The following is a 24,085-nucleotide window of genomic DNA, read 5'->3' as shown; positions in this document are numbered from 1 at the left end:
CCAGCGATCGCCCCGGCAGTGCCGGGGACGGTTCTTCCCGAAGCCCGCCGCGCCTTGAGCCGGCGGGCTTTTTCGTGGTTCCGGGGCGGCGATCGCCGGCTCTGTCGGCGTGTCGGGTTTTTGACGGAAACCTTTGTTGTGACGGGAATTTTTGGCCAATTCCACGCCGTTATGTGCTTATGAGCACGGAAATTGCGGGACGCGCGTCAAAGACTTGACGTTTCCTAAATGGCCGGTTAACACTCGGCGCTCGTTTCGCCGCCGTCGTTCCAGCTGCAACGGATCGATGGCCATGACAGGCGTGAGCCTCTCATGCCCGGCCTGGCCGGGAAGCGGACACACAACACCTCAGGGGGATCGGCGGACGCGGAACGTCCGGCGATGGCGCTTTTGTGCAAGCGAATAACCAGCCTACTTGAGGAGCAGTGACGATGAATCGGATTTATCGCAAGGTCTGGAACAAAGCATTGGGACAACTGGTCGTGGCCTCCGAACTGGCCAGCAGCCAGGGCCCGGGGGTGGTGATGGACGAGCGTCGATCCGACAGCGGCCATCTCCAGATCTTGTCCGCGGCCATCGCCCTGGCGCTGGGAATAGGCGCCTGGTCATTGGCGGCGCCGGCCATGGCGCAGTCGGTCGAAGTCGGCGGCAACGCGCCGTGCATCGTCCTCAACAGCAGCCTCCTCGACAACTGCGTGGTCGACGGCAGCGCGACGGCTTCCGGCGCCGATGCCGTCGCCATCGGCGCCAACGCCGTGGCCAGCGGTGCGCAGAGCGTGTCCGCCGGTGCCGGCAGCAGCGCCAGCGGCGAATACGCCACCGCGCTGGGCGCGGAAAGCGAAGCCAGCGGCGAGCAGAGCACCGCCACCGGCGCGGCGGCCGTGGCCAGCGGCGCCGGCAGCGTGGCCAATGGCGCACTGGCGCAGGCCGATGGCGTCGAATCCACCGCCATCGGCTACTACAGCACCGCCAGCGGCACCGGCGCCACGGCGATCGGTGCCGAGAGCGTGGCCAACGGCACCACCGCGGCGGCATTCGGTTTCGCCGCCGAGGCCGGCGCCAACTACGCCACCGCGGTGGGCGGCTACGCCCAGGCCAACGGCTTCAACAGCACCGCGCTGGGCAACTTCAGCACCGCGTCCGGTTCGGGCAGCGTGGCGGTGGGCGGCGACGCGGTCGCCACCGGCGCCTACAGCACCGCCACCGGCCAGGGCAGCATCGCCAGCGGCACCAACAGCGTCGCGGTCGGCGGCGCGCTCGCCGGACTGGTCGCCACCGAGGCATCGGGCGACTATTCCACCGCGGTCGGCGGCGCGGCCTGGACCCCGGGCTACAACAGCACCGCCGTCGGCAACTTCAGCACCGCGCTGGGCGACGACAGCCTGGCACTGGGCAGCGACTCGGCCGCCGTGGCCAACGGCAGCGTGGCGCTCGGCCAGGGCGCGTATGCGGATCGCGACAACACCGTGTCGGTGGGCGACATCGGCAGCGAACGGCAGATCACCAACGTGGCCGCCGGCAGCGAGGACACCGATGCGGTGAACGTGGCCCAGCTCAACGCCGTGGCCGAGGTGGCCGAAACCACCAGCAAGTACTTCCAGGCCAGCGGCAGCGACGACAGCGATGCCGGCGCCTACGTCGAGGGCGACAATGCGCTGGCCGCCGGCGAGGCGACCAACGCCATCGGCGACGGTGCCACCGCGCTGGGCAGCGGCGCCAACGCGTTGGCCGACAACGCCACCGCGGTCGGCCTGGATGCGTTGTCCACCGCGACCGGCGCCTCGGCATTCGGCAGCGCGGCGCAGGCGCTGGGCGAGAACAGCACCGCGCTGGGCAACGGCGCCACCGCCAGCGAGACCGGCGCCACCGCCACCGGCAACGGTGCGCAGGCCGATGCGGCCTACAGCACCGCCACCGGCAGCGAGTCGGTCGCTTCCGGGTTGCAGTCCACCACCAGCGGCTTCCGCAGCGAGGCTTCCGGCGATGGTTCGGCGGCCTACGGCGGCTACAGCGTGGCCGGGGGCTTCGGCGCCACCGCGCTGGGCTATGGCGCCGAGGCGGCGTTCGAGACCAGCACCGCGGTCGGCTTCGCTTCCTATGCCGGCAACTTCGATTCCACCGCGGTCGGTGCGTACTCGGTGGCCAGCGGCGACAACAGCGTGGCCGTCGGCGGCGCGTTCTGGGGCCTGATCCCGACCGAAGCGGCGGGCGACTACTCCACCGCGGTCGGTGGCGCGGCCTATGCCGGCGGCTTCAACAGCACCGCGCTGGGCAACTTCAGCGGTGCCTATGGCGACAACAGCGTGGCCCTGGGCAGCGACTCGGCGGCCAGCGGCGCCAACAGCGTGGCGCTGGGCGTGGGCTCGACCGCCGACCGCGACAACACGGTCTCGGTCGGCGAAGCCGGCAGCGAGCGGCAGATCACCAATGTCGCCGCCGGCAGTGAAGGCACCGACGCGGTGAACCTGGACCAGCTCAACGCCGTGGCCGAAGTGGCCGAGACCACCAGCAAATACTTCCAAGCCGGCGGCAGCGACGACAGCGATGCCGGCGCCTACGTCGAGGGCGACAACGCGCTGGCGGCCGGCGAGGCGGCCAATGCCATCGGCGACGGCGCCACCGCACTGGGCAGCGGCGCCACTGCGGTCGCCACCAATGCCACCGCGGTCGGCCTCAATGCACTGGCGGCGGGCGAGAACAGCGCCGCGTTCGGCAACAACGCGCAGGCCACCGGCGCGGCCAGCGTCGCGGTGGGCGGCGTGGCGGTGGACGACAACGGCAATCCGCTGATCACCAATGGCGGCGTGCCGGTCGATACCGGTGCCACCAGCGCCGGCATCGGCGGCACCGCGGTCGGCGCCAGCGCCGATGCCAGCGGTTTCGCCGCCTCGGCCTATGGTGTCGGCGCCTATGCCTCCGGCGCGCAGTCCTCCGCATTCGGTGCGGTGGCCAATGCCACCGGCGACTATTCCACCGCGCTGGGTACGCAGAGCGCCGCCACCGGCACCAGCAGCGTGGCCATCGGCGGGCCGGTCGACCTGATCCCGGGCTGGGGTTTCTTCGTGCAGACCCAGGCCACCGGCGAAGCGGCCACCGCGGTCGGCGCCGGCGCGATCGCCAGCGGCGACTACGCCGTGGCCAACGGCACCCTGGCCGAAGCTTCCGGCAGCGAAGCCACCGCGATCGGCTACTTCTCCTACGCGCCTGGCGACCGCGCGAGCGCCCTTGGTGCGCAGAGCTGGGCCAGCGGCGTGCAGGGCACCGCGGTCGGCTACTACAGCACCGCGCTCGGTGCCAACAGCGTGGCGCTGGGGGCGTACTCCACCGCCGATCGCGACAACACCGTGTCGGTGGGCGACATCGGCAGCGAACGGCAGATCACCAACGTGGCCGCCGGCAGCGAGGACACCGATGCGGTGAACGTGGCCCAGCTCAACGCCGTGGCCGAGGTGGCCGAAACCACCAGCAAGTACTTCCAGGCCAGCGGCAGCGACGACAGCGATGCCGGCGCCTACGTCGAGGGCGACAATGCGCTGGCCGCCGGCGAGGCGACCAACGCCATCGGCGACGGTGCCACCGCGCTGGGCAGCGGCGCCAACGCGTTGGCCGACAACGCCACCGCGGTCGGCCTGGATGCGTTGTCCACCGCGACCGGCGCCTCGGCATTCGGCAGCGCGGCGCAGGCGCTGGGCGAGAACAGCACCGCGCTGGGCAACGGCGCCACCGCCAGCGAGACCGGCGCCACCGCCACCGGCAACGGTGCGCAGGCCGATGCGGCCTACAGCACCGCCACCGGCAGCGAGTCGGTCGCTTCCGGGTTGCAGTCCACCACCAGCGGCTTCCGCAGCGAGGCTTCCGGCGATGGTTCGGCGGCCTACGGCGGCTACAGCGTGGCCGGGGGCTTCGGCGCCACCGCGCTGGGCTATGGCGCCGAGGCGGCGTTCGAGACCAGCACCGCGGTCGGCTTCGCTTCCTATGCCGGCAACTTCGATTCCACCGCGGTCGGTGCGTACTCGGTGGCCAGCGGCGACAACAGCGTGGCCGTCGGCGGCGCGTTCTGGGGCCTGATCCCGACCGAAGCGGCGGGCGACTACTCCACCGCGGTCGGTGGCGCGGCCTATGCCGGCGGCTTCAACAGCACCGCGCTGGGCAACTTCAGCGGTGCCTATGGCGACAACAGCGTGGCCCTGGGCAGCGACTCGGCGGCCAGCGGCGCCAACAGCGTGGCGCTGGGCGTGGGTTCGACCGCCGACCGCGACAACACGGTCTCGGTCGGCGAAGCCGGCAGCGAGCGGCAGGTCACCAATGTCGCCGCCGGCAGCGAGGACACCGATGCGGTGAACGTGGCCCAGCTCAATGCGGCCACCTTCGACTCGGTCAATACCGCGCGCTACTTCAAGGCCACCGGCGAGGGCGATTCGCTGGTCGTCGGCGAGGAAAGCCTGGCGGCCGGCTCCAACGCCACCGCAGTCGGCGACTACGCCACGGCGGTCGGCTCGGCTGCGCAGGCCGAGGGCGAGGGGGCATCGGCCTTCGGCAGCGGCGCCTTCGCCCTGGCCGACAGCGCCACGGCGGTCGGCTTCAACACGCTCGCGGTGCAGGCCAATGGCGTGGCGCTCGGCGCCAATGCGCAATCGACCGGCGAATACGCCACCGCGCTGGGTGCGGAAAGCGAAGCCAGCGGCGAGCAGAGCACCGCCACCGGCGCGGCGGCCGTGGCCAGCGGCGACGGCAGCGTGGCCAATGGCGCACTGGCGCAGGCCGATGGCGTCGAATCCACCGCCATCGGCTACTACAGCACCGCCAGCGGCACCGGCGCCACGGCGATCGGTGCCGAGAGCGTGGCCAACGGCACCACCGCGGCGGCATTCGGTTTCGCCGCCGAGGCCGGCGCCAACTACGCCACCGCGGTGGGCGGCTACGCCCAGGCCAACGGCTTCAACAGCACCGCGCTGGGCAACTTCAGCACCGCGTCCGGTTCGGGCAGCGTGGCGGTGGGCGGCGACGCGGTCGCCACCGGCGCCTACAGCACTGCCACCGGCCAGGGCAGCATCGCCAGCGGCACCAACAGCGTGGCGGTCGGCGGTTCGTTCGCCGGCCTGATCGCCACCGAAGCCTCGGGTGCGTACTCGACCGCGGTCGGCGGCGGCGCCTGGTCGCCGGGCGCCAACAGCACCGCGCTGGGCAACTTCGCCGAATCGCACGCGGAGAACAGCGTGGCGCTGGGCGCCGATTCGATCGCCGACCGTGCCGACAGCGTGTCGGTGGGCAGCGCCGGCAACGAGCGCCAGATCACCAACGTGGCGGCAGGCACCGCCGGCACCGACGCGGTGAACCTGGACCAGCTCAACGCCGTGGCCGAGGTGGCCGAGACCACCAGCAAGTACTTCCAGGCCAGCGGCAGCGACGACAGCGATGCCGGCGCCTACGTCGAGGGCGACAACGCGCTGGCGGCCGGCGAGGCGGCCAATGCCATCGGCGACGGCAGCACCGCGCTGGGCAGCGGTGCCAACGCGCTGGCCGATTACGCCACGGCGGTCGGTTTCAATGCATTGGCCGTGGCCGATGGTGCGGCGGCGTTCGGCAACGATGCGCAGGCGCTGGGCGAGAACAGCATCGCCCTGGGCAGTGGTGCATTGGCCGCCGAGATCGGGGCCACCGCCACCGGCAACGGTGCGCAGGCCTCGGGCACCTACAGCACCGCGACCGGCAGCGAGGCGGTGGCGGCGGACAACCAGGCCACGGCCAACGGTTTCCGCGCCAGCGCCAGCAACGTCGGCACCACCGCGGTAGGCGGCTACAGCGAGGCCAGCGGCTACCTGGCCTCGGCGCTGGGTTATGGCGCGGTGGCATCGAACGACTACGCCACCGCCGTCGGCGTGGCGGCCACCGCTTCCGGTGCCAGCGCGGTGGCGGTGGGCGAGTTCAGCGAGGCCACCGGCGACGAGAGCGTGGCGGTCGGCGGTTCGACCTTCTTCGGCTTCATCCCGGCGCGTGCGTCCGGCACCGGTTCCTCGGCGTTCGGCGCCGGCGCCTGGGCCACGGACGACTACACCACCGCGGTGGGCTGGAATGCCTGGGCCGACGCGGCCAGCGCGACCGCGCTGGGCGAAAGCGCGTTCGCCTTCGGGGTCAACAGCGTCGCCCTGGGTGCCGGTTCGCTGGCCGAGCGCGACAACACCGTGTCGGTGGGCGACGTCGGCAGCGAGCGCCAGATCACCAATGTCGCCGCCGGCACCGAGGGCACCGATGCGGTGAACCTGGACCAGCTCAATGCCGTGGCCGGAGTGGCCGAGCAGACCGATCGCTACTTCAAGGCGACGGGCGAAGGCGAGGCGCTGGTTGCGGGCGAGGAAGCGCTGGCGGCAGGCTCCAACGCCTATGCCGACGGCGACTATGCGACCTCGCTGGGTTCGGCCAGCAACGCCATCGGCCAGGGCGCGTCGGCCTTCGGCAGCGGCGCGTTCGCCCAGGGCCAGTACGCCACCGCCTCGGGCTTCAACGCGGTGGCCTCGGCCGATTCGGCGACCGCCATCGGCGGCTCGCTGTACTACGAGGACGCCAACGGCAACGTGCTGCTGGATGCCACCACCACCGCCAGCGAGGTCGGCGCCACCGCGCTCGGCGCGGGCGCGCAGGCCAGCGGTGCGTTCAGCACCGCCAGCGGCGCGGCCGCCGATGCTTCCGGCCTGCAATCCACTGCCGTGGGCTACAGCGCCGAGACGAGCAGCGACTACAGCACCGCGGTGGGCGCATTCAGCAGCGCCAGCGGCACCCGCACCACCGCGCTGGGCTACGGCGCCGATGCTTCCGGCAACTACGCCTCGGCGCTGGGCTGGGGCAGCGCGGCGGCGGGCGACTACGCCATCGCTGCCGGCTACGGCGCCACCGCCAGCGGCCTGTACGGCACCGGCGTGGGCGCCAGCGCCCGCGCCACCGGCGAGGACAGCACCGCGATCGGCGCCACGGCCTGGGCCACCGCGGGGCAGACCACCGCGCTGGGCCAGTTCGCCTGGGCCACCTCGCAGGGCGCCACTGCCATCGGCCAGGACTCCTACGCCTACAGCGGCGTCAACGCCACGGCGATCGGCACCAGCGCCTGGGCCAACGGCGCCAACAGCGTCGCCCTGGGTGCCGGATCGCGCGCGTCAGAAGCCGACGTGGTGTCGGTGGGCGGCGGCAACGGCATCACCTCGCCGGCCACGCGCCGCATCACCAACGTCAGCGACGCGGTCAACGGCAACGACGCGGTCAACAAGTCGCAGCTGGACGCGGTGGCCGCCGCGGCGGAAACCACCAGCCAGTACTTCCAGGCCAGCGGCAGCGGCGTGGCCACCGCCAGCGGCGCCGACAGCGTCGCCGCCGGTTCCGGCGCCGCGGCCAGCGCCAACCGCAGCACCGCGCTGGGCACGGCCAGCACCGCCAACGCCACCGGCGCCACCGCGGTCGGCGCCGATGCCTCGGCACGCGGCAACAACAGCACCGCGCTGGGCCGGCAGACCTCGATCACCGCGACCAACGGCGTGGCCATCGGCTATGGCGCGTTCGCCAGCAACGGTGCCAACAGCATCGCCATCGGCGCCGGCGCCGGCGTCTCCGGCGCCAACTCGGTGGCACTGGGCTCCGGCTCGCGTGCCACCGAGGCCAACGTGGTGTCGGTGGGCGGCGGCAACGGTACCGACGGCCCGGCCACCCGCCGGATCGTCAACGTCGCCGCCGGCCGCGTCGCCGAGGGCAGCACCGATGCGGTCAACGGCAGCCAGCTCAACGTCACCAACCAGCGCGTGGGTGCGGTGGAGACGCGGGTCAACGACATCGATGGCCGCATCGGTTCGGTCGAGGGCGTGGCCGCCAATGCGCTGACCTACGACGACAGCAGCCGCGAGACGATCACCCTGTCCGGCCTCGAAGGCACCCGCCTGGACAACGTGGCGGCCGGTTCCATCGCCGCCGGCAGCCTGCAGGCGGTCAACGGCGGGCAGCTGTTCCAGTCGCTGAGCAACGTCGCCACCTTCCTCGGTGGCGGCGCGGCGGTGGGCATGCAGGGCGTGTTCGTGGCACCGACCTATGTCATCCAGGGCTCCAGCTACAACAACGTCGGCGATGCGCTGAGCGCGCTCGACCAGCAGGTCACCGCGCTCAACAACGGCAACCGCGTGCCGGGCAACGGCAACGGCAGCATCCGTGGTCCCGGCGCCACCGCCGCGGTCGCGGGTGGCACGCAGACGCCATCGGCGACGACGGCGACGGGTGAAGCTACGGCGCCGGCCACGACCGTGGCGGCCGCCGACGGCGCCACCGCGCTGGGCAACCAGGCCCAGGCCAATGCCGGCAGCAGCACCGCCGTCGGCGGCAACGCCTACGCCCACGGCCCCAACGACACCGCCATCGGCAGCAACGCGCGGGTCAACGCCGACGGCAGCACGGCGGTCGGCGCCAACGCCAGCATCGCCGCGGTGGCCACCAATGCGGTGGCGATGGGCGAAGGCGCCAGCGTGACTGCCGCCTCCGGCACCGCCATCGGCCAGGGCGCCAGCGCCACGGCGCAGGGGGCGGTGGCGCTGGGACAGGGCTCGGTGGCCGACCGCGCCAACACGGTCTCGGTCGGCAGTGCCGGCAACGAGCGCCAGATCGCCAACGTCGCTGCCGGTACCCGGGCCACCGACGCGGTCAACAAGGGCCAGCTGGACAGCGGCATCGCCACCGCCAACAGCTACACCGACAACCGCTTCAGCGCGATGGCCGACAGCTTCGACATCTACAAGGGAGAGATCGACAGCCGCCTGCGCCATCAGGACCGTCGCATCGACCGCCAGGGCGCGATGAACGCGGCCATGCTCAACATGGCCACCAGCGCGGCCGGCATCCGCACCCAGAACCGGGTCGGCGTCGGCGTCGGCTTCCAGAGCGGCGAGTCGGCGCTGTCGCTCGGCTACCAGCGCGCCATCAGCGAGCGCGCCACCGTGACCTTCGGCGGCGCCTTCAGCAGCGATGACAGCTCGGTGGGCGTCGGCGCCGGTTTCGGCTGGTGACGAACGCGGCGGCGTCCTGTGCGGGCGCCGCCGTACAGCAGTGTGCAAGGCCTGAGGGGGCAGACCGCAGGAACCTTGGCTGGGCCGGCCAACGGATTTCGCATGGAGTGTTTTCGGCCTGAACTGTCGCCTGATCCATGAACTTGAAGAGGACGTCAACGTGATCAACAAGCAGAACCTTCGCATCAACGCCATCGCCGCCGCGGTGCTGACCATGTCGCTGGGCGCTACCGCCGCCCACGCCGCACCGCAGCTGCAGGTCAAGGAGCCGTCGCAGGCGGCGCCGGCCGGGGTCCAGGGCTCCAGTCGCATCCTGGTCAAGTACCGTGAAGGCAGCGCCGCCGCGCGCGACCAGTCGGCAAAGCTGTCGGCGGTGCAGTCGGCGGTCTCGCGTGCCAGCCTCGGCGCGACCAAGACCCGTGCCGCGGCGATCCGCGCCGAGCACGTGCGCACGCTCGGTGTGGGCGCCGACCTGATCCGGCTCGACGCCAGGCTCAGCCGCGCCGAACTGGACAAGGTAGTGGCCGAGATCGCGGCCGACCCGTCGGTGCAGTACGCCGAAGTCGACGTGAAGCTGCAGCGCGCCGACCTGCCGGTGCGGCTGGAGCAGCCGCAGCTGGTGCCCAACGACCAGTACTACCAGACCTACCAGTGGCACCTGCACAACGCCGTCGGCGGCATCAACGCGCCGGCCGCCTGGGACATCGCCCAGGGCGAGGGCGTGGTGGTGGCGGTGCTGGATACCGGCATCCTGCCCGAGCATCCGGACTTCGCCGGCAACCTGCTGGAAGGCTACGACTTCATCTCCGACGCCGAAACCTCGCGCCGTCCCACCGACGACCGCGTGCCGGGCGCGCTGGACTACGGCGACTGGGTCGAGAACAACAACGAGTGCTATGCCGGCTCGGTGGCCGACGACAGCTCCTGGCACGGTACCCACGTGGCCGGCACCATCGCCGAGGCCACCAACAACGGCATCGGCATGGCCGGCGTCGCCTACAAGTCGCAGGTGCTGCCGGTGCGCGTGCTCGGCAAGTGCGGCGGCTACCTTTCCGACATCGCCGACGCCATCATCTGGGCCTCCGGCGGCACCGTGGCCGGCATCCCGGCCAACCCCAACCCGGCCGAGATCATCAACATGAGCCTGGGCGGCAGCGGCGCCTGCGGCACCGTCTACCAGGACGCGATCAACGGTGCGGTGTCGCGCGGCACCACCGTGGTGGTGGCCGCCGGCAACAGCGCGGCCAATGCCGCCAACTACCGTCCGGCCAGCTGCGACAACGTCATATCCGTGGGCGCCACCCGCATCACCGGCGGTATCGCCTCGTACTCCAACTACGGCGCGGTGGTCGACCTGTCCGCTCCGGGCGGCGGCGGCGGTGTGGACGGCAACCCGGGCGGTTACGTCTGGCAGGCCTGGTACAGCGGCGCGACCACCCCGACCTCCGGCGATTACTCCTACGTCGGCATGGGCGGCACCTCGATGGCCTCGCCGCACGTGGCGGCGGTGGGCGCGCTGGTGCAGGGCGCCCTGGCCGCCGCCGGCCGCGACACCCTGTCGCCGGGCGAGCTGGAGGACCTGCTGAAGCAGACCGCGCGGCCGTTCCCGGTGGCCATCCCAGGCAGCACCCCGATCGGCACCGGCATCGTCGACGCCAAGGCGGCGCTGGACAAGGCGCTGGAGGAACCGTGCGATCCGGAAGTGGAAGAGTGCGGCCCGACTGCGATCCCGCTGACCAACAAGGTGGTGGTGTCCGGCCTGTCCGGTGCGGCCGGCAGCGAGGTGCTGTACAGCTTCGAGGCCGAAGCCGGCGCGGTGCTGAGCATCCTCACCTATGGCGGCACCGGCAACGTCTCGCTGTACGTCAGCCTGGGCGACGAGCCCACCGTCGACGACCACGACGCCAAGTCCGCGCGTCCGGGCAACAGCGAGACGGTGCGCTTCACCGCGCCGGTGGCCGGCACGTACTACATCAAGCTGGTGGGCGATTCGGCCTACAGCGGGGTGAGCCTGGTCGCGCGCCAGTAAGCGTTGCTGTCTGCGGTACCACGAACCCCGGCTCCGGCCGGGGTTCCTCTTTTCCATCCTGCGTCACGGAACCTGCCGCGCGAAGTGGCGGCGCGAACTGCTAAAGTCGCGAAGGATTACAGGAGGTATGCGTGAACGCGGTTGCCCACGACGCCATCGCCACGCCCGACGCCGAGGCGCGCATCGTCGATGCGCTGCTGGGCCGGGGACGGCTGAAGGAAACCGACCTGGCGCGCGCGCGCCAGCTGCAGCGCGAATCCGGCGGCAGCCTGCTGGCGCTGCTGGCGCGGCTGGGCCTGGTGTCCGAGCGCGACCATGCCGAAACCAGCGCGCAGGTGCTGGCGTTGCCGCTGCTCGACGGGCGTCAATTGCCGTCGGCACCGCCGCCGGCGCTGGCCGACGCGCCGCCACTGTCGCTGCGCTTCCTCAAGCAGTTCCATGCCTGCCCGCTGGCAGTGGAAGACGGCGCCATCGACCTGTGGCTGGCCGACCCGCACGAGGGCTACGTGCAGCAGGCGGTGCAACTGGCCACCGGCTGCAGCGTGCGTGCGCACGTCGGCGTGCGTTCCGAGATCGACGACCTGATCGAGCGCTGGTTCGGCCAGGGCCGCAGCGCGATGGGCGCGATCGTCGAGACCGCCGACGGCGAGAGCGGCGCGGTGGACGACATCGAGCACCTGCGCGACCTGGCGTCCGAGGCGCCGGTGATCCGGCTGGTGAACCTGGTGATCCAGCGGGCGGTCGAGCTGCGCGCTTCCGACATCCACATCGAGCCGTTCGAGAACCGGCTGAAGGTGCGCTACCGGGTCGACGGCGTGCTGATCGAGGGCGAAAGCCCGCCGGCCAACCTGACCGCAGCGGTGATCAGCCGCATCAAGATCATGGCCCGGCTCAACATCGCCGAGCGCCGCCTGCCGCAGGACGGCCGCATCATGCTGCGGGTGCAGGGCAAGGAACTGGACCTGCGCGTGAGCACGGTGCCGACCGCGCACGGCGAGAGCGTGGTGATGCGCCTGCTCGACCGCGAGACCGTGGTGTTCGACTTCCACCGGCTCGGCTTCACCGACGCCTTCCTGCCGCAGTTCCGCAAGGTGCTGGAGCAGCCGCACGGCATCCTGCTGGTCACCGGCCCCACCGGCTCGGGCAAGACCACCACGCTGTACACCGCGCTGAGCCAGCTCAACACCGCCGACGTCAAGATCATCACCGTCGAGGATCCGGTCGAGTACCAGATCGAGGGCATCAACCAGATCCAGGCCAAGCCGCAGATCGGCCTGGACTTCGCCAACGCGCTGCGCAGCATCGTGCGCCAGGACCCGGACATCATCATGATCGGCGAGATGCGCGACCTGGAGACCGCGCGCATCGCCATCCAGTCCGCGCTCACCGGCCACTTGGTGCTGTCCACGCTGCATACCAACAACGCCGCCGGCGGCATCACCCGCCTGCTCGACATGGGCGTGGAGGACTACCTGCTCACGTCCACCATCAACGGCATCCTCGCCCAGCGCCTGGTGCGGCGGCTGGAGCCACGGCATGCGCAGAAGTACCCGGCTTCGCCGGAGGAGATCGAGAAGTTCGGCCTGCGCCGGCTGCAACCCGAGGGCGAGATCTTCCTGTACCGGCCGCAGCCCTCGGAGATCGCCCCGACCGGCTACCTGGGTCGCACCACGATCATGGAATTCCTGGTGATGAACGACGAACTGCGGCGCGCGGTGATGCGCCGCGCCGGCATGGGCGAGATCGAGCAGATCGCCCGCGCCGCCGGCATGCGCACCATGTACGAGGACGGGCTGGTCAAGGCATTGAGTGGGCAGACGACCATCGAGGAAGTGCTGCGGGTGACCGAAGAGGCATGACCGTCGTATCGCAATGTGCTTTCAGAACCGTCATTCCCGCGAAAGCGGGAATCCATGGACGTTCATGAGACTCAGGGAAGAACAAATGGACAGACAACCATGCGTATACGTCTTGGCCAGCAAACGCACTGGAACGCTTTATGCCGGCGTTACCTGCAACCTCGTCGGCAGGATCTGGCAGCACAGGGAACACGCCGTGGATGGATTCACCCGCAAGTATTCCGTCACGGGCCTGGTCTGGTACGAAATGCACGACACCATGGAATCGGCGATCCTGCGGGAAAAGCAGATCAAGAAGTGGAGGCGAGCATGGAAGATGCGGCTGATCGACGAAAGCAACCCTTCATGGAGGGATTTGTGGCCTGACGTCATCGGCCAGATGCCGAAGAGCAAGGTCCATGGATTCCCGCTTCCGCGGGAATGACGATCACGAACGATCACGACGAGTCATGCCCCTTTACCGCTACAAAGCCCTGAACAGCCACGGCGAAGTGCTCGACGGCCAGATGGAGGCCGGCAGCGACGCCGAGGTGATCGCGCGGCTGCAGGAGCAGGGGCACCTGCCGATGGAGGCGCGGCCCGCCGGCGAGGCCGGCATCGATACCGGTGCGCTGCGGCAGCTGCTGCGCAGTCGTCCGTTCGACGGTGCGGCGCTGGTGCAGTTCACCCAGCAGTTGGCGACCCTGCTCGGCGCGGGGCAGCCGCTGGACCGCGCCCTGTCGATCCTGCTCGAACTGCCGGAGGACGCGAAGTCGCGCCGGGTGATCGCCGACGTCCGTGACACCGTGCGTGGCGGCGCGCCGCTGTCGGTGGCGCTGGAGCGGCAGCACGGCCTGTTCTCGCGGCTGTACGTGAACATGGTGCGGGCCGGCGAGGCCGGCGGCAGCCTGCACGAAACCCTGCAGCGGCTGGCCGACTACCTGGAGCGCAGCCGCGAACTCAAGGGGCGGGTGGTGAACGCGTTGATCTATCCGGCGATCCTGCTGCTGGTGGTCGGCCTGGCGCTGCTGTTCCTGCTGGGCTACGTGGTGCCGCAGTTCGCGCAGATGTACGAGAGCCTGGACGTGGCGCTGCCCTGGTTCACGCAGCTGGTGCTCGGCGCGGGGCTGCTGGTGCGCGACTGGTGGTTCGTGCTGCTGGCGGTGCCGGCGCTGTTGCTGCTGTGGGCCGAGCGCAAGCGCCGCGATCCCGCCTTCCGCCTGGCGTTCGATGGCTGGCTGCTGCAGCGCAAGCTGCTGGGGCCGCTGGTGGCGAAACTGGAAACCGCGCGCCTGGCGCGTACCCTCGGCACCCTGCTGCGCAACGGCGTGCCGTTGCTGGGCGCGCTGGGCATCGCCCGCAACGTGCTGTCGAACCGGGCGCTGACGGCCGACGTGGCGGCCGCCGCCGACGAGGTCAAGAACGGGCATGGCCTGTCGGTGGCGCTGGCGCGCGGCAAGCGCTTCCCGCGGCTGGCGCTGCAGATGATCCAGGTGGGCGAGGAGTCCGGGGCGCTGGACGCGATGCTGCTCAAGACCGCCGACACCTTCGAGCAGGAAAGCGCGCGTGCCATCGACCGCCTGCTGTCGGCGCTGGTGCCGGTGATCACGCTGCTGCTGGCCTCGGTGGTGGGCGTGGTGATCGTCGCGGTGCTGGTGCCGCTGTACGACCTGACCAGTGCGATCGGATGAGATGCCGGATGCACGCACCATCGAGCGCCCGGGCGGGGGCGGACGGTGTTCGCGCCGCCCCGCGGCGATACGGCACCGGACGAGCCCATCGCGACGCCGGAAGAACATGCAACAACGGAACATCGTCGAAACGAATATCGTCGAAAGGAAACCCGCAATGGCAAACAAGCGTTCCCTGACCCGCTTCTCCAACCGCCGCCGCCAGGCCGGCATGAGCCTGCTGGAAATCATCATCGTCATCGTGCTGATCGGCGCGGTGCTGACCCTGGTCGGCAGCCGGGTGCTGGGCGGGGCCGACCGCGGCAAGGCCAACCTGGCCCGCTCGCAGATCCAGACCCTGGCCGGCAAGGTGGAAAACTACCAGCTCGACACCGGCAAGCTGCCGACCAAGCTGGACGACCTGGTCACCCAGCCCGGTGGCGTCAACAATTGGCTGGGGCCGTACGCCAAGCCGGCCGAACTCAACGATCCGTGGGGCCACGTCATCGAATACCGGGTGCCCGGCGAGGGCCAGCCGTTCGAGCTGATCAGCCTGGGCAAGGACGGCCGCGCCGGCGGCAGCAGCTACGACGCCGATATCCGCTACGAGTGACGGCCAGGCGGCATGCCCATCAGCGGATTCCGCACGCATCGCGCCCTGCTGCCGATGCCGCCTGCGCGGCGTCGCGGCGCGCGCGCGCGCATGGCCGGGGTGTCGCTGCTGGAGATGCTGCTGGTGGTGGCGCTGATCGCGGTGGTGGGGCTGGTGGCGGCGATGGCGATGAGCGGCGGCATCGACGGCATGCGCCTGCGCGGCGCCGCCAAGGAAATCGCCTCGCAGCTGCGCTACACCCGCACCCAGGCCATCGCCAGCGGGGTGCCGCAACGCTTCACCCTGGACCCGCGCACGCGCCGCTGGGAAGCGCCGAACGGGCGCCGCGGGCAGTTGCCGGAGCAGCTGTCGGTGCGCTTCACCGGCGCCCGCGAAGTGCAGTCGCAGGCCGGGATCGGCGCCATCCGTTTCTTCGAGGACGGCGCCTCCAGTGGCGGCCGGATCGAACTGGGCGTGCGCGACGCGGCGTGGCGCATCGACGTGGGCTGGATCACCGGCGAGGTGAAGGCGGCGCCGGCGCCGGAGGGCGCGCGGCGATGAAGCGGCAGCGCGGCTATTCGCTGATCGAGGTGATCGTGGCGTTCGCGCTGCTGGCGCTGGCGTTGACGCTGCTGCTGGGCAGCCTGTCCGGCGCCGCGCGGCAGGTGCGCCAGGCCGACGACTACGGGCGCGCGGCGTTGCACGCGCAATCGCTGCTGGCCGCGGTCGGGATCGAGGAGCCGCTGGCGCCCGGCCGCCGCGAAGGCGACTGGGAACAGGGGCGCTACCGCTGGGTGCTGGAGGCCGAGCCGTATGCCGATGCGCATGCCGCGCCGGGGGCGGGCCAGCCCGCGCTGCTGCAGCTGACCCTGCAGGTGCGCTGGGGAGAAGCGGCGGCGCCGCAGTTGCAATGGCGCACCTTGCGGCTGTTGCCGCCGTCGGTCGTGGAGCCGATGCAGTGAGCGCTGTCTTCCGCCGCCGCGATGCCGGCTTCACCCTGATCGAAGTGCTGCTGGCGACGTTGCTGCTGGCCGGCGGGCTGGCGCTGGCTTTCGCCACGGTGCGCTCGGCGATGGCGGTGAGCGCGCGCGGCGAAGCGCTGGCCGCGCAGAGCGAGCGGCTGCGCGCGGTCGAGGGCTTCCTGCGCCGGCGGCTGTCCTCGGCGCTGCCGGTGGCGATGGCGCAGGACGAGGAAAGCGGCCTGCCGCAGCGCTTCGCCGGCGAGCCGCGGCGGATGCGCTTCGTCGCCGACGTGCCGGACTACCTCGGCCGCGGCGGGCCGTACCTGCACGACCTGGCGGTCGTCGGCGCGCCCGGCGCGCTGCGGCTGGAGCTGTCGCTGACGCTGGTGCAGGACGGCGAGCAGATCGCCGAGCAGCCGCCGCGGCCGCCGGAAGCGCTGGCCGACGGCCTGCAGTCGGTACGCATCCGTTATCGCGGGGTGGAACCGCAGACCGGCACGCTGGGCGACTGGCAGGAGCAATGGGAGGCGCACGAGCGGCTGCCGGTGCTGGTGTCCATCGAGGTCGAGCCGGCGCAGGGAAGCGCGTGGCCGCCGCTGCTGGTGGCGCTGCCGCAATACGGCAACGCCGGGGTGGCGCCATGAACGCGACGCGCGGCGCGGCGCTGGTGCTGGTGCTGTGGCTGGTGGCGCTGCTCACCGCGCTGGTCGGCGCGTTCGCGCTGACCGCGCGGGTCGAGCACCTGCAGGGGCGCGTGCTCGGCGAGACCGCGGCCGGACAGGAGCGCGCGCGCGCCGGCGTGGAATACGCGCTGTCGCGCCTGCAGGGTTCGCCGCTGCAGCCGGGTTGGCAGGCCGACGGCCGCCGCTACCGCTGGCAGTTCGACGATACCCGCATCGACCTGCGGATCGTCGACGAGAGCGGCAAGGTCGACCTGAACCATGCCGATGCCGCGCTGCTGGCGGCCTTGCTGGCGGCGCTGGAGGTGGAGCCGTCGCGCGCGCAGCAACTGGCCGGGGCGATCCTGGACTGGCGCGACCGCGACGACCTGCGGCAGCCGGTGGGCGGTGCCGAGGACGCGGACTACGCCGCGGCCGGCCTGCCGTACGGGGCCAAGGACGCGCGTTTCGAGAGCGTCGGCGAACTGCAGCGGATCCTGGGCATGGATGCCGAGCTGTATGCGCGGCTGCTGCCGCTGGTCACCGTGTACGGCAACCGCTCGCGGCCCGATCCGCGTTTCGCGCCGGCCGAAGTGCTGACCGCGCTGGGCGTGGATGCGGCCGCGGCGATGGCGCAGCGCGAGGCCGGTGACGCCGGAACGACGCCGGGCGATGTACCGGCGCCGCGCATCTCCGGCACCGGCACCTATAGTATCGAGAGCCGGGCGCAGCTTTCGGGCGAGCGCGAGACGGTATTGCGGGCGATCGTGCGCAGCGGCCCTTCGGGGGTGCCGGGCGCGGCCTACACGGTATTGCGTTGGGAACAGGGAACGGCGACGAGATGACGGCGTGGCGCGACAGTCTGGGAAGGATCGGAATGCGCATCGCGCCGGGCGCGGGTGGCTTCTGGGCGTGGTGGCGGCGTTCGCTGCTGTCCTGGCTGCCGCCGCGCTGGCAGCTGCAGTTGGGCTGGTCGCGCGCGCGGCTGCTGTTCTCGCACGAGGCCGGGCAGTTGCGGATCCAGCGCGAGCTGGCCGGGCAGCGCGAAATCCTGGCGGAACTGCCATGGCCGCAGCCGCCGCAGGAGGTCGAGCCGTTGCTGGGACCGCGGCTGGCGGCGATGCCGCGCCATTGGCTGTTGCCGGAGACGGCGGTGCTGCGGCGCGGCCTGCGCCTGCCGGCGGCGGCGGCCGAGCGCCTGCGCGACGTGGTCGGGTTCGAGATCGACCGGCAGACCCCGTTCGGCGCCGACCAGGTCCATTTCGACACGCGCACGCCCTCGCGGCGCGAAGACGGCCAGCTGGAGGTCGAGCTGGTGGTGGTGCCGCGGCCGGCGCTGGAAGCGCTGGAACAGCAGGCCGGCGACTGGATGGCCTCGCTGGCGGGCGTGGACGTCGCCGGGGGCGACGGCACCCCGCTGGACGTGAACCTGCTGCCGCCGGAGCGGCGCCAGCAGCGCCGCGACCCGATGCAGCGCTGGAACCGGTTGCTGGCGGTGGTGGCGGTGCTGGCGCTGGTGGCGGCGGCGTGGCAGCTGCTCGACAACCGGCGGCAGGCGGCCGAGGGCCTGCGCGCGCAGGTGGACGCGGCCGCGCAACGCGCGCGCGCGGTGTCGGCGCAACGGCAGCAACTGCAGGACCTGGTGGACGGGGCCGAGTTCTTCGACCGCCAGCGTGCCGCGCGGCCGACTGCGGTGGAGGTCTGGAACGAACTCACCCAGCGCCTGCCCGACGGCACCTGGCTGGAAAAATTCTCGATGGAGGGCAACCAGTTGCAGCTGATCGGCATGAGCAACAGCGCCTCGTCGCTGGTGGCGCGGCTGGAAGGCTCGGCACTGTGGCGGACGCCGGCGCTGACCGGCGTGCTGCAGGCCGACGACGGCAGCCGCCGCGACCGCTTCACCCTGACCGCCGAGCTGCAATCGGCGCCCGCACCGCGCAAGGAGGCCGCCGATGGCGCCGCAGCCCGCTCGCCGTGACCGCTGGCTGGCGCTGGCGCTGTTGCTGGCGGCGCTGGGGCTGGGCTACCTGCTGCTGGTGCACCCGTGGTGGACGCGGCCGCTGATGGCGGTGGATGCCGAGATCGAGACCCTGCGCGAGCGCGAGCTGCGCGTGCGCACGCAGCTGCAGCAGGCGCCGCAGGTGGCCGAACGGCTGCAGCAGGCGCGCCAGGAGCTGGCCGCGCGGCCGGGCTTCCTGCCGCAGGCCTCGGCCGAACTGGCGTCCTCGGCGCTGGTGCAGCGGCTGGAGCAGGCGGTGCTGGAAGCCAGCCCGGAGAACCGCAGCTGCGCGATCAGCAACCGCTCGCCGCTGCCGGCCGACAACAGCGAGCGTTTCACCCGCGTGGCGGTGCAGGTGCGGCTGCGCTGCGGCACCCCGGAACTGGCCGCGGTGCTGCACGCGTTGGAAAGCGGCAGTCCGCGGTTGTTCGTGCGCAACCTCAACGTGATGGCGCAGCGCTTCCAGCTCTCGCCCAACGAAAGCGGCAACGGCCTGGACGTGGCCTTCGAACTGGCCGGCTACCTGCAGCCGGGCGCGGTCGCCACCGCCACGGAGGTGGCCGATGCGGATTGAACCGGCGGGGCTGCGCACCTGGTGGCTGGGCGGCTGCGCACTGTGGGCGCTGGCGTTGTGGGTGGCCACGTGGTTCGGCCTGGGCACGCGGATCGAACCGCTGCCGGCCGACCCCGGCCTGGGCGGCCGGCTGCCGGCATTGCCGCAGCCGGCGGCCGAACGCCTGCAGGGAATGGCCGAGTACGGCGAAATCGCGGCGCGCCCGCTGTTCGCCGAAGACCGGCAGCCGCGGCCGTTCTTCCTCGGCGGCAATCCGCAGAACACGACCTCCGGGGTGCGCCTGACCGGCGTGCTGATGACGCCGGGGCTGGACATGGCCACGCTGACCACCGAGCAGGGGCAATCGATCCGCCTGCGGCTGGGCGGCCCCGCGGTGTCCGGCTGGCAGCTGGTGGCGCTGCAGCCGCGCAACGCCACCGTCAGCGGTCCCGGCGGCACCCAGACCCTGGAATTGCAGGTGTTCAACGGCCAGGGCGGTACCGCACCGACGGTGCTGGCGGACAACGGCCAGCCGCCGCCGAACGCGGCGTCGGCCACCGCGGCGGCCGGGCAGGGCGCGGAACCGTCGCCGGTCGCGCCGCCGCCCTTGCCGGCGCCGCCCGAGGCCGGGCAGCCCGCCGCCGGGCAGCCCGCCACCGCGGCACCGTCCCCGACCCAGGAACAGATGCAGGCGATCCGCGAGCGCATCCAGGCGCGGCGCCGGCAATTGCAGCAACAGCAGCAACAGCAGAACCAGAACCCGAACGGCAGTCCCTCCGGCCAGAACCAGTAGAGTGAACGCATGACGTCACGCCTTGTATCCGTTTCCCTCGCGATCGGCCTGCTGGCCGGCTGTGCCAGTACCCCCGCGCCAGACATCCGGCGCGGTGCCGGAGTGCCCGGCAGCGGGGACGGCGCGCAGACGGCGCCGCTGCCGGGCGCCGAACCCGTGGAGGACGACGGCAGCCCGCGCGCGGTGATCCGCCGCGGCAGCGGCACCGTGATCAACCGCAGCGCCGCGGCGGCGCCGCCGCCCTCGCTGGGGGCGGCCGGCAGTGGCACCGCCACCTTCAACTTCGAGGGCGAATCGCTGCACGCGGTGGTCAAGGCGATCCTGGGCGACATGCTCGGCCAGAACTACGTGATCGCGCCGGGCGTGCAGGGCACGGTGACGCTGGCCACGCCCAAGCCGGTATCGCCGGCGCAGGCGCTGAACCTGCTGGAGATGGTGCTGGGCTGGAACAACGCGCGCATGGTCTACAGCGGCGGCCGCTACAACATCGTCGCCGCCGACCAGGCGCTGGCCGGCACGGTGGCGCCGAGTACCGCGCCGGCGGCCAGCGCGCGCGGCTTCGAGGTGCGGGTGGTGCCGCTGCAGTTCATCTCCGCCAGCGAGATGAAGAAGGTGCTGGAGCCGTACGCGCGGCCCAACGCCATCGTCGGCATCGACGGCTCGCGCAACGTCATCACCCTGGGCGGCACCCGCGCCGAACTGGAGAACTACCTGCGCACGGTCGAGATCTTCGACGTCGACTGGTTGTCGGGGATGTCGGTCGGGGTGTTCCCGATCCATTCCGGGCGCGCCGACCAGGTCGCCGCCGACCTGGAGAAGGTGTTCGGCGAGGACAGCAAGACGCCCAGCGCCGGCATGTTCCGCTTCATGCCGCTGGAGAACGCCAACGCGGTGCTGGTGATCACCCCGCAGGCGCGCTACCTGGACCAGATCCAGCAGTGGCTGGACCGCATCGACAGCGCCGGCGGCAGCGCCCGGCTGTTCTCCTACGAGCTGAAGTACATCAAGGCGCGCGAACTGGCCGAACGCCTGTCCGAAGTGTTCGGCGCCGGCAGCAGCGGCAGCCATGGCGGAGATTCCGCGCCGTCGCTGGCGCCGGGCGCCAACGCGGTGCAGATCGACGGCGGCCTGGGCGAGCGCGATGGCGGCCTGCGCGGCGATGGCGGCCTGGGCGGTTCGGGCGTGGGCGGCAGCGGTTCCAGCCGCGAGTCGATGTCGCTGTCGCCACGCACGTCGGGCAACGGCAGTGTCACCCTGGAGGTGGAAGGCGACCGTGTCGGCGTATCGGCGGTGGAGGAGAACAACACCCTGCTGGTACGCGCCACGCCGCAGTCCTGGCAATCGATCCGCGAGGTGATCGAACGGCTCGACGTGATGCCGATGCAGGTGCACATCGAGGCGCAGGTGGCCGAAGTGGCGCTGACCGGCGACCTGAAGTACGGCGTCAACTGGTTCTTCGAGCAGGCGGTCAACGCGCCTTCGTCGGTCGCCAGCGGAACCGATACCGGGATCGGCATGACCGGCGCCGGCCTGCCCAGCGCGCTGGGGCGCGGCATCTGGGGCGACATCGCCGGCAAGGTGACCGACGGCGGCCTGAGCTGGACCTTCCTCGGCAAGAACGCCGCGGCGGTGATCAGCGCGCTTGACACGGTGTCCGACGTGCGCCTGCTGCAGACGCCGTCGATCTTCGTGCGCAACAACGCCGAGGCCACGCTCAACGTCGGCAGCCGCATCCCGATCTATTCGGTATCGGTGTCGGGCATCAACAGCGACAGCCAGTATTCCACCGTGCAGTACCTGGAAACCGGCACCATCCTCAAGGTGCGCCCGCGCGTGACCCGTGACGGCATGGTGTTCCTGGACATCGTGCAGGAGGTCAGCGCGCCGGAAGGCGATGCGGACGACAACGGCAACGTGCGCATCAACACCCGGCGCATGAAGACCGAGGCGGCGGTGCGCGCCGGCGACACGGTGATGCTCGCCGGCCTGATCGACGACAGCTTCAGCAGCGGTTCCTCCGGCATTCCCGGGCTGAGCCGGATCCCGGTGATCGGCGCGTTGTTCGGACAGAAGACCCAGAACAAGCGCCGCAACGAGGTGATCGTGCTGCTGACCCCGACCATCGTGCGCAATCCGCAGGAGGCGCGCGACCTCACCGACGAGTACGGTCGCAGGTTCCGCGCGCTGGATCCGCTGGCGCCGCCGGCGCAGCGCTGACGATGGGCCTGCCCTACGTCCTGCTGCCGGTGGGCGTGGACGATGTGGCGCTGGACGCCTGTCTGGCGGCGCTGGAAGCGGCGACGCCGGCCGGCACCGCGGTGTGGCTGGCCGACGATGGTCAGGCCGGGCCGCGCGCGCAGGCGGTGATCGAGCACTGGCGCGCGCATACCGGGCTGCAGGCCGAATACACCCGGCGCGAGCGCGGCATCGGCGAGGTGGCGCACCTGGACCAGATGCTGCAGGCCTGCGGCGACGCCGACGTGGTGGTGCTGGCACCCGACGCCGAACCTTTGCCGGGCTGGCTGCAGCAACTGGCCGACTGCCTGGCGCGCGATGCCTCCATCGCCACCGCCACGGCCTGGAGCAATGCCGGGGAGACCACCGCCTGGCCGCGGCCGGGGGAAGTCAATCCGGTTCCGGGCGAGCGCGCGCGGCTGGCGCAGGCCTGCGCGGCGATGCCGCCGCTGCATCCGGAGCTGCCCTCGGCGGTGGCCCACGCGGTGGCGCTGCGCGGCAGCGCGCGGCGCAAGGCCGGCGGCCTGGATGCCAGCAGCTACGGTTCGCGCTATGCGGCGCTGGTCGACCTGAGCCTGCGCATGAGCGGGCTGGGCTGGCGCAACGTGCTGTGCGAGGGCGCGTTCGTCGCCTGCCGCAGCGAGGGACTGCCGGCCGACGGTGACGTGGAGGCACTGGCCAGCCGCTGGCCGGCCTGGCCGGCGCGGCTGGCCACGTTCCTGATGGAAGATCCGTTGCACCCGCTGCGCGAGCAGCTGCGGCAACGGTTCGCGCAGGCGATAATGCCGGCGGCCCAGCGCGACCTGTTCGAAGCCTGTGGTTCCCGTCCAGGCCCGGAGTAAGTCCTTGAGCGATGCCATCGCTGCCGTCGTCGTCAGCTACCAGAGCGCCAGCACCCTGGACGATTGCCTCCGCCGCCTGCGCGAGGCGCACGACGTCGCCGAGATCCGCGTGGTCGACAATGCCTCGGCCGACGGTTCGCTGCAGATCGTGCAGCGCCATGCGCTGGCCGATCCGCGCGTGCGCTTCATCGCCAACCCCGACAATCCCGGCTTCGCCACGGCCTGCAACCAGGGGGCGGCCGATTCGGTTTCACCGTGGCTGGCGTTCGTCAATCCCGACCTGATGGTGGAGGCCGACACCCTGGCGCTCCTGCGCGCGCGGGCGCAGGACCTGGGCGATTGCGTGCTGGGCGTGGAGCAGGTGGACGAGCACGGTCGCGCCGACGAGGCGGTGCGCCGCCGCGACCCCGATTTCGCGGCGATGCTGCGCGCCCCGGGCGCCGGCTCGCGGCTGGCGGTGGCGCCCGACCGCTCGCGGCCGCTGCAGCCGGTGGATGCGATTTCCGGCGCGCTGATGCTGATGCCGCGCGGGTTGTTCGACCGGATCGGCGGCTGGGATGCCGGCTACCGGCTGCATGCCGAGGACCTGGACCTGTGCCGGCGCGCACGCCAGGCCGGCGCCACCGTGGCCATCGCCAACGAGCTGCAGGTGCTGCACGTGCGTGGCGTGTCCAGCCGCTCGCGGCCGTTGTTCGTGGAGTGGCACAAGCACCGCGGGCTGTGGCGCTACTTCCGCAAGTTCGAGGCGCCCCGGCGCAGCCTGCCGGTGCGCGCGGCGGTGTGGGCGGCGATCTGGATGCACGCGCTGGCGCAGCTGCCGCGGGTGTTGCGCCGGCGCTGAGCGGGCAGCCTGCGTTCACGGGTGGGGGGCGGACCCGTCG

The 24,085-nt window shown here is 71.7% G+C and carries 16 protein-coding genes and 1 pseudogene; all 17 read left to right on the top strand.

Annotation, left to right across the window (positions count from 1 at the left end; all coding sequences use genetic code 11):
* Positions 1 to 431 precede the first annotated feature (431 nt).
* Positions 432 to 1,808: pseudogene (locus OK345_RS17750) on the top strand (ESPR-type extended signal peptide-containing protein); the annotation flags it as partial.
* 204 nt (positions 1,809 to 2,012) lie between these two features.
* On the top strand, positions 2,013 to 9,032 hold the full coding sequence (locus OK345_RS03080) for an ESPR-type extended signal peptide-containing protein (protein ID WP_425510946.1): 7,020 nt from the start codon (positions 2,013 to 2,015) through the stop codon (positions 9,030 to 9,032).
* A 160-nt stretch (positions 9,033 to 9,192) separates the two neighbouring features.
* Entirely contained in the window at positions 9,193 to 11,061 is a 1,869-nt protein-coding gene (locus OK345_RS03075; RefSeq protein WP_265126438.1) for a S8 family peptidase, read from the top strand.
* A 131-nt stretch (positions 11,062 to 11,192) separates the two neighbouring features.
* Entirely contained in the window at positions 11,193 to 12,920 is a 1,728-nt protein-coding gene (gene gspE / locus OK345_RS03070) for a type II secretion system ATPase GspE (RefSeq protein ID WP_265126437.1), read from the top strand.
* A 64-nt stretch (positions 12,921 to 12,984) separates the two neighbouring features.
* Entirely contained in the window at positions 12,985 to 13,344 is a 360-nt protein-coding gene (locus OK345_RS03065; protein WP_425510945.1) for a GIY-YIG nuclease family protein, read from the top strand.
* Positions 13,345 to 13,369: 25 nt separating this feature from the next.
* Positions 13,370 to 14,590: a type II secretion system protein XpsF gene (gene xpsF, locus OK345_RS03060; RefSeq protein ID WP_265126435.1), complete on the top strand. Its 1,221-nt coding sequence runs from the start codon at positions 13,370 to 13,372 to the stop codon at positions 14,588 to 14,590.
* 157 nt (positions 14,591 to 14,747) lie between these two features.
* Positions 14,748 to 15,182, top strand: coding sequence for a type II secretion system major pseudopilin GspG (gene gspG, locus OK345_RS03055; protein WP_265126434.1), 435 nt, complete (start codon positions 14,748 to 14,750; stop codon positions 15,180 to 15,182).
* Between the two features lie 54 nt (positions 15,183 to 15,236).
* A complete protein-coding gene (xpsH, locus tag OK345_RS03050) occupies positions 15,237 to 15,722 on the top strand; it encodes a type II secretion system protein XpsH (protein WP_265126608.1) in 486 nt (161 codons plus the stop codon).
* Positions 15,719 to 16,123, top strand: a complete 405-nt coding sequence (gene xpsI / locus OK345_RS03045) for a type II secretion system protein XpsI (protein WP_265126433.1) — start codon at positions 15,719 to 15,721, stop codon at positions 16,121 to 16,123. The genes xpsH and xpsI overlap by 4 nt, the downstream gene beginning before the upstream one ends.
* Positions 16,072 to 16,767 carry a type II secretion system protein J gene (locus OK345_RS03040; RefSeq protein ID WP_265126432.1) on the top strand — a complete coding sequence of 232 codons (696 nt, stop codon included), beginning with the start codon at positions 16,072 to 16,074 and terminating at the stop codon, positions 16,765 to 16,767. Before xpsI ends, OK345_RS03040 begins: the two co-directional genes overlap by 52 nt.
* Positions 16,764 to 17,627 carry a type II secretion system minor pseudopilin gene (locus OK345_RS03035; RefSeq protein ID WP_265126431.1) on the top strand — a complete coding sequence of 288 codons (864 nt, stop codon included), beginning with the start codon at positions 16,764 to 16,766 and terminating at the stop codon, positions 17,625 to 17,627. The genes OK345_RS03040 and OK345_RS03035 overlap by 4 nt, the downstream gene beginning before the upstream one ends.
* On the top strand, positions 17,624 to 18,760 hold the full coding sequence (locus tag OK345_RS03030; protein ID WP_265126430.1) for a PilN domain-containing protein: 1,137 nt from the start codon (positions 17,624 to 17,626) through the stop codon (positions 18,758 to 18,760). Before OK345_RS03035 ends, OK345_RS03030 begins: the two co-directional genes overlap by 4 nt.
* A complete protein-coding gene (gene gspM, locus OK345_RS03025; protein WP_265126429.1) occupies positions 18,735 to 19,355 on the top strand; it encodes a type II secretion system protein GspM in 621 nt (206 codons plus the stop codon). The genes OK345_RS03030 and gspM overlap by 26 nt, the downstream gene beginning before the upstream one ends.
* A complete protein-coding gene (locus OK345_RS03020; RefSeq protein WP_265126428.1) occupies positions 19,345 to 20,127 on the top strand; it encodes a type II secretion system protein, XpsN-like in 783 nt (260 codons plus the stop codon). Before gspM ends, OK345_RS03020 begins: the two co-directional genes overlap by 11 nt.
* Positions 20,128 to 20,136: 9 nt before the next feature.
* Complete coding sequence (gspD, locus tag OK345_RS03015; protein ID WP_265126427.1) at positions 20,137 to 22,344, top strand: type II secretion system secretin GspD; 2,208 nt, start codon at positions 20,137 to 20,139, stop codon at positions 22,342 to 22,344.
* Between the two features lie 2 nt (positions 22,345 to 22,346).
* Positions 22,347 to 23,204 (top strand): glycosyltransferase family 2 protein, encoded by an 858-nt coding sequence (locus tag OK345_RS03010; RefSeq protein ID WP_265154880.1) that lies wholly within the window; start codon positions 22,347 to 22,349, stop codon positions 23,202 to 23,204.
* 4 nt (positions 23,205 to 23,208) lie between these two features.
* Positions 23,209 to 24,045 (top strand): glycosyltransferase family 2 protein, encoded by an 837-nt coding sequence (locus OK345_RS03005; RefSeq protein WP_265126426.1) that lies wholly within the window; start codon positions 23,209 to 23,211, stop codon positions 24,043 to 24,045.
* Positions 24,046 to 24,085 lie beyond the last annotated feature (40 nt).

Origin of the sequence: Xanthomonas chitinilytica, from assembly GCF_026107455.2 — a bacterium.
Lineage (GTDB): Bacteria > Pseudomonadota > Gammaproteobacteria > Xanthomonadales > Xanthomonadaceae > Stenotrophomonas > Stenotrophomonas chitinilytica.
This window is presented reverse-complemented; position numbering and strand designations above follow the sequence as displayed.

Bases quoted from the DNA above. Each gene is read 5' to 3' on its own strand.
- OK345_RS03065 (WP_425510945.1), top strand. From the start codon at position 12,985: ATGAGACTCAGGGAAGAACAAATGGACAGACAACCATGCGTATACGTC.
- xpsF (WP_265126435.1), top strand. From the start codon at position 13,370: ATGCCCCTTTACCGCTACAAAGCCCTGAACAGCCACGGCGAAGTGCTC.
- gspG (WP_265126434.1), top strand. From the start codon at position 14,748: ATGGCAAACAAGCGTTCCCTGACCCGCTTCTCCAACCGCCGCCGCCAG.
- xpsH (WP_265126608.1), top strand. From the start codon at position 15,237: ATGCCGCCTGCGCGGCGTCGCGGCGCGCGCGCGCGCATGGCCGGGGTG.
- xpsI (WP_265126433.1), top strand. From the start codon at position 15,719: ATGAAGCGGCAGCGCGGCTATTCGCTGATCGAGGTGATCGTGGCGTTC.
- OK345_RS03040 (WP_265126432.1), top strand. From the start codon at position 16,072: ATGGCGCACCTTGCGGCTGTTGCCGCCGTCGGTCGTGGAGCCGATGCA.
- OK345_RS03035 (WP_265126431.1), top strand. From the start codon at position 16,764: ATGAACGCGACGCGCGGCGCGGCGCTGGTGCTGGTGCTGTGGCTGGTG.
- OK345_RS03030 (WP_265126430.1), top strand. From the start codon at position 17,624: ATGACGGCGTGGCGCGACAGTCTGGGAAGGATCGGAATGCGCATCGCG.
- gspM (WP_265126429.1), top strand. From the start codon at position 18,735: ATGGCGCCGCAGCCCGCTCGCCGTGACCGCTGGCTGGCGCTGGCGCTG.
- OK345_RS03020 (WP_265126428.1), top strand. From the start codon at position 19,345: ATGCGGATTGAACCGGCGGGGCTGCGCACCTGGTGGCTGGGCGGCTGC.
- gspD (WP_265126427.1), top strand. From the start codon at position 20,137: ATGACGTCACGCCTTGTATCCGTTTCCCTCGCGATCGGCCTGCTGGCC.
- OK345_RS03010 (WP_265154880.1), top strand. From the start codon at position 22,347: ATGGGCCTGCCCTACGTCCTGCTGCCGGTGGGCGTGGACGATGTGGCG.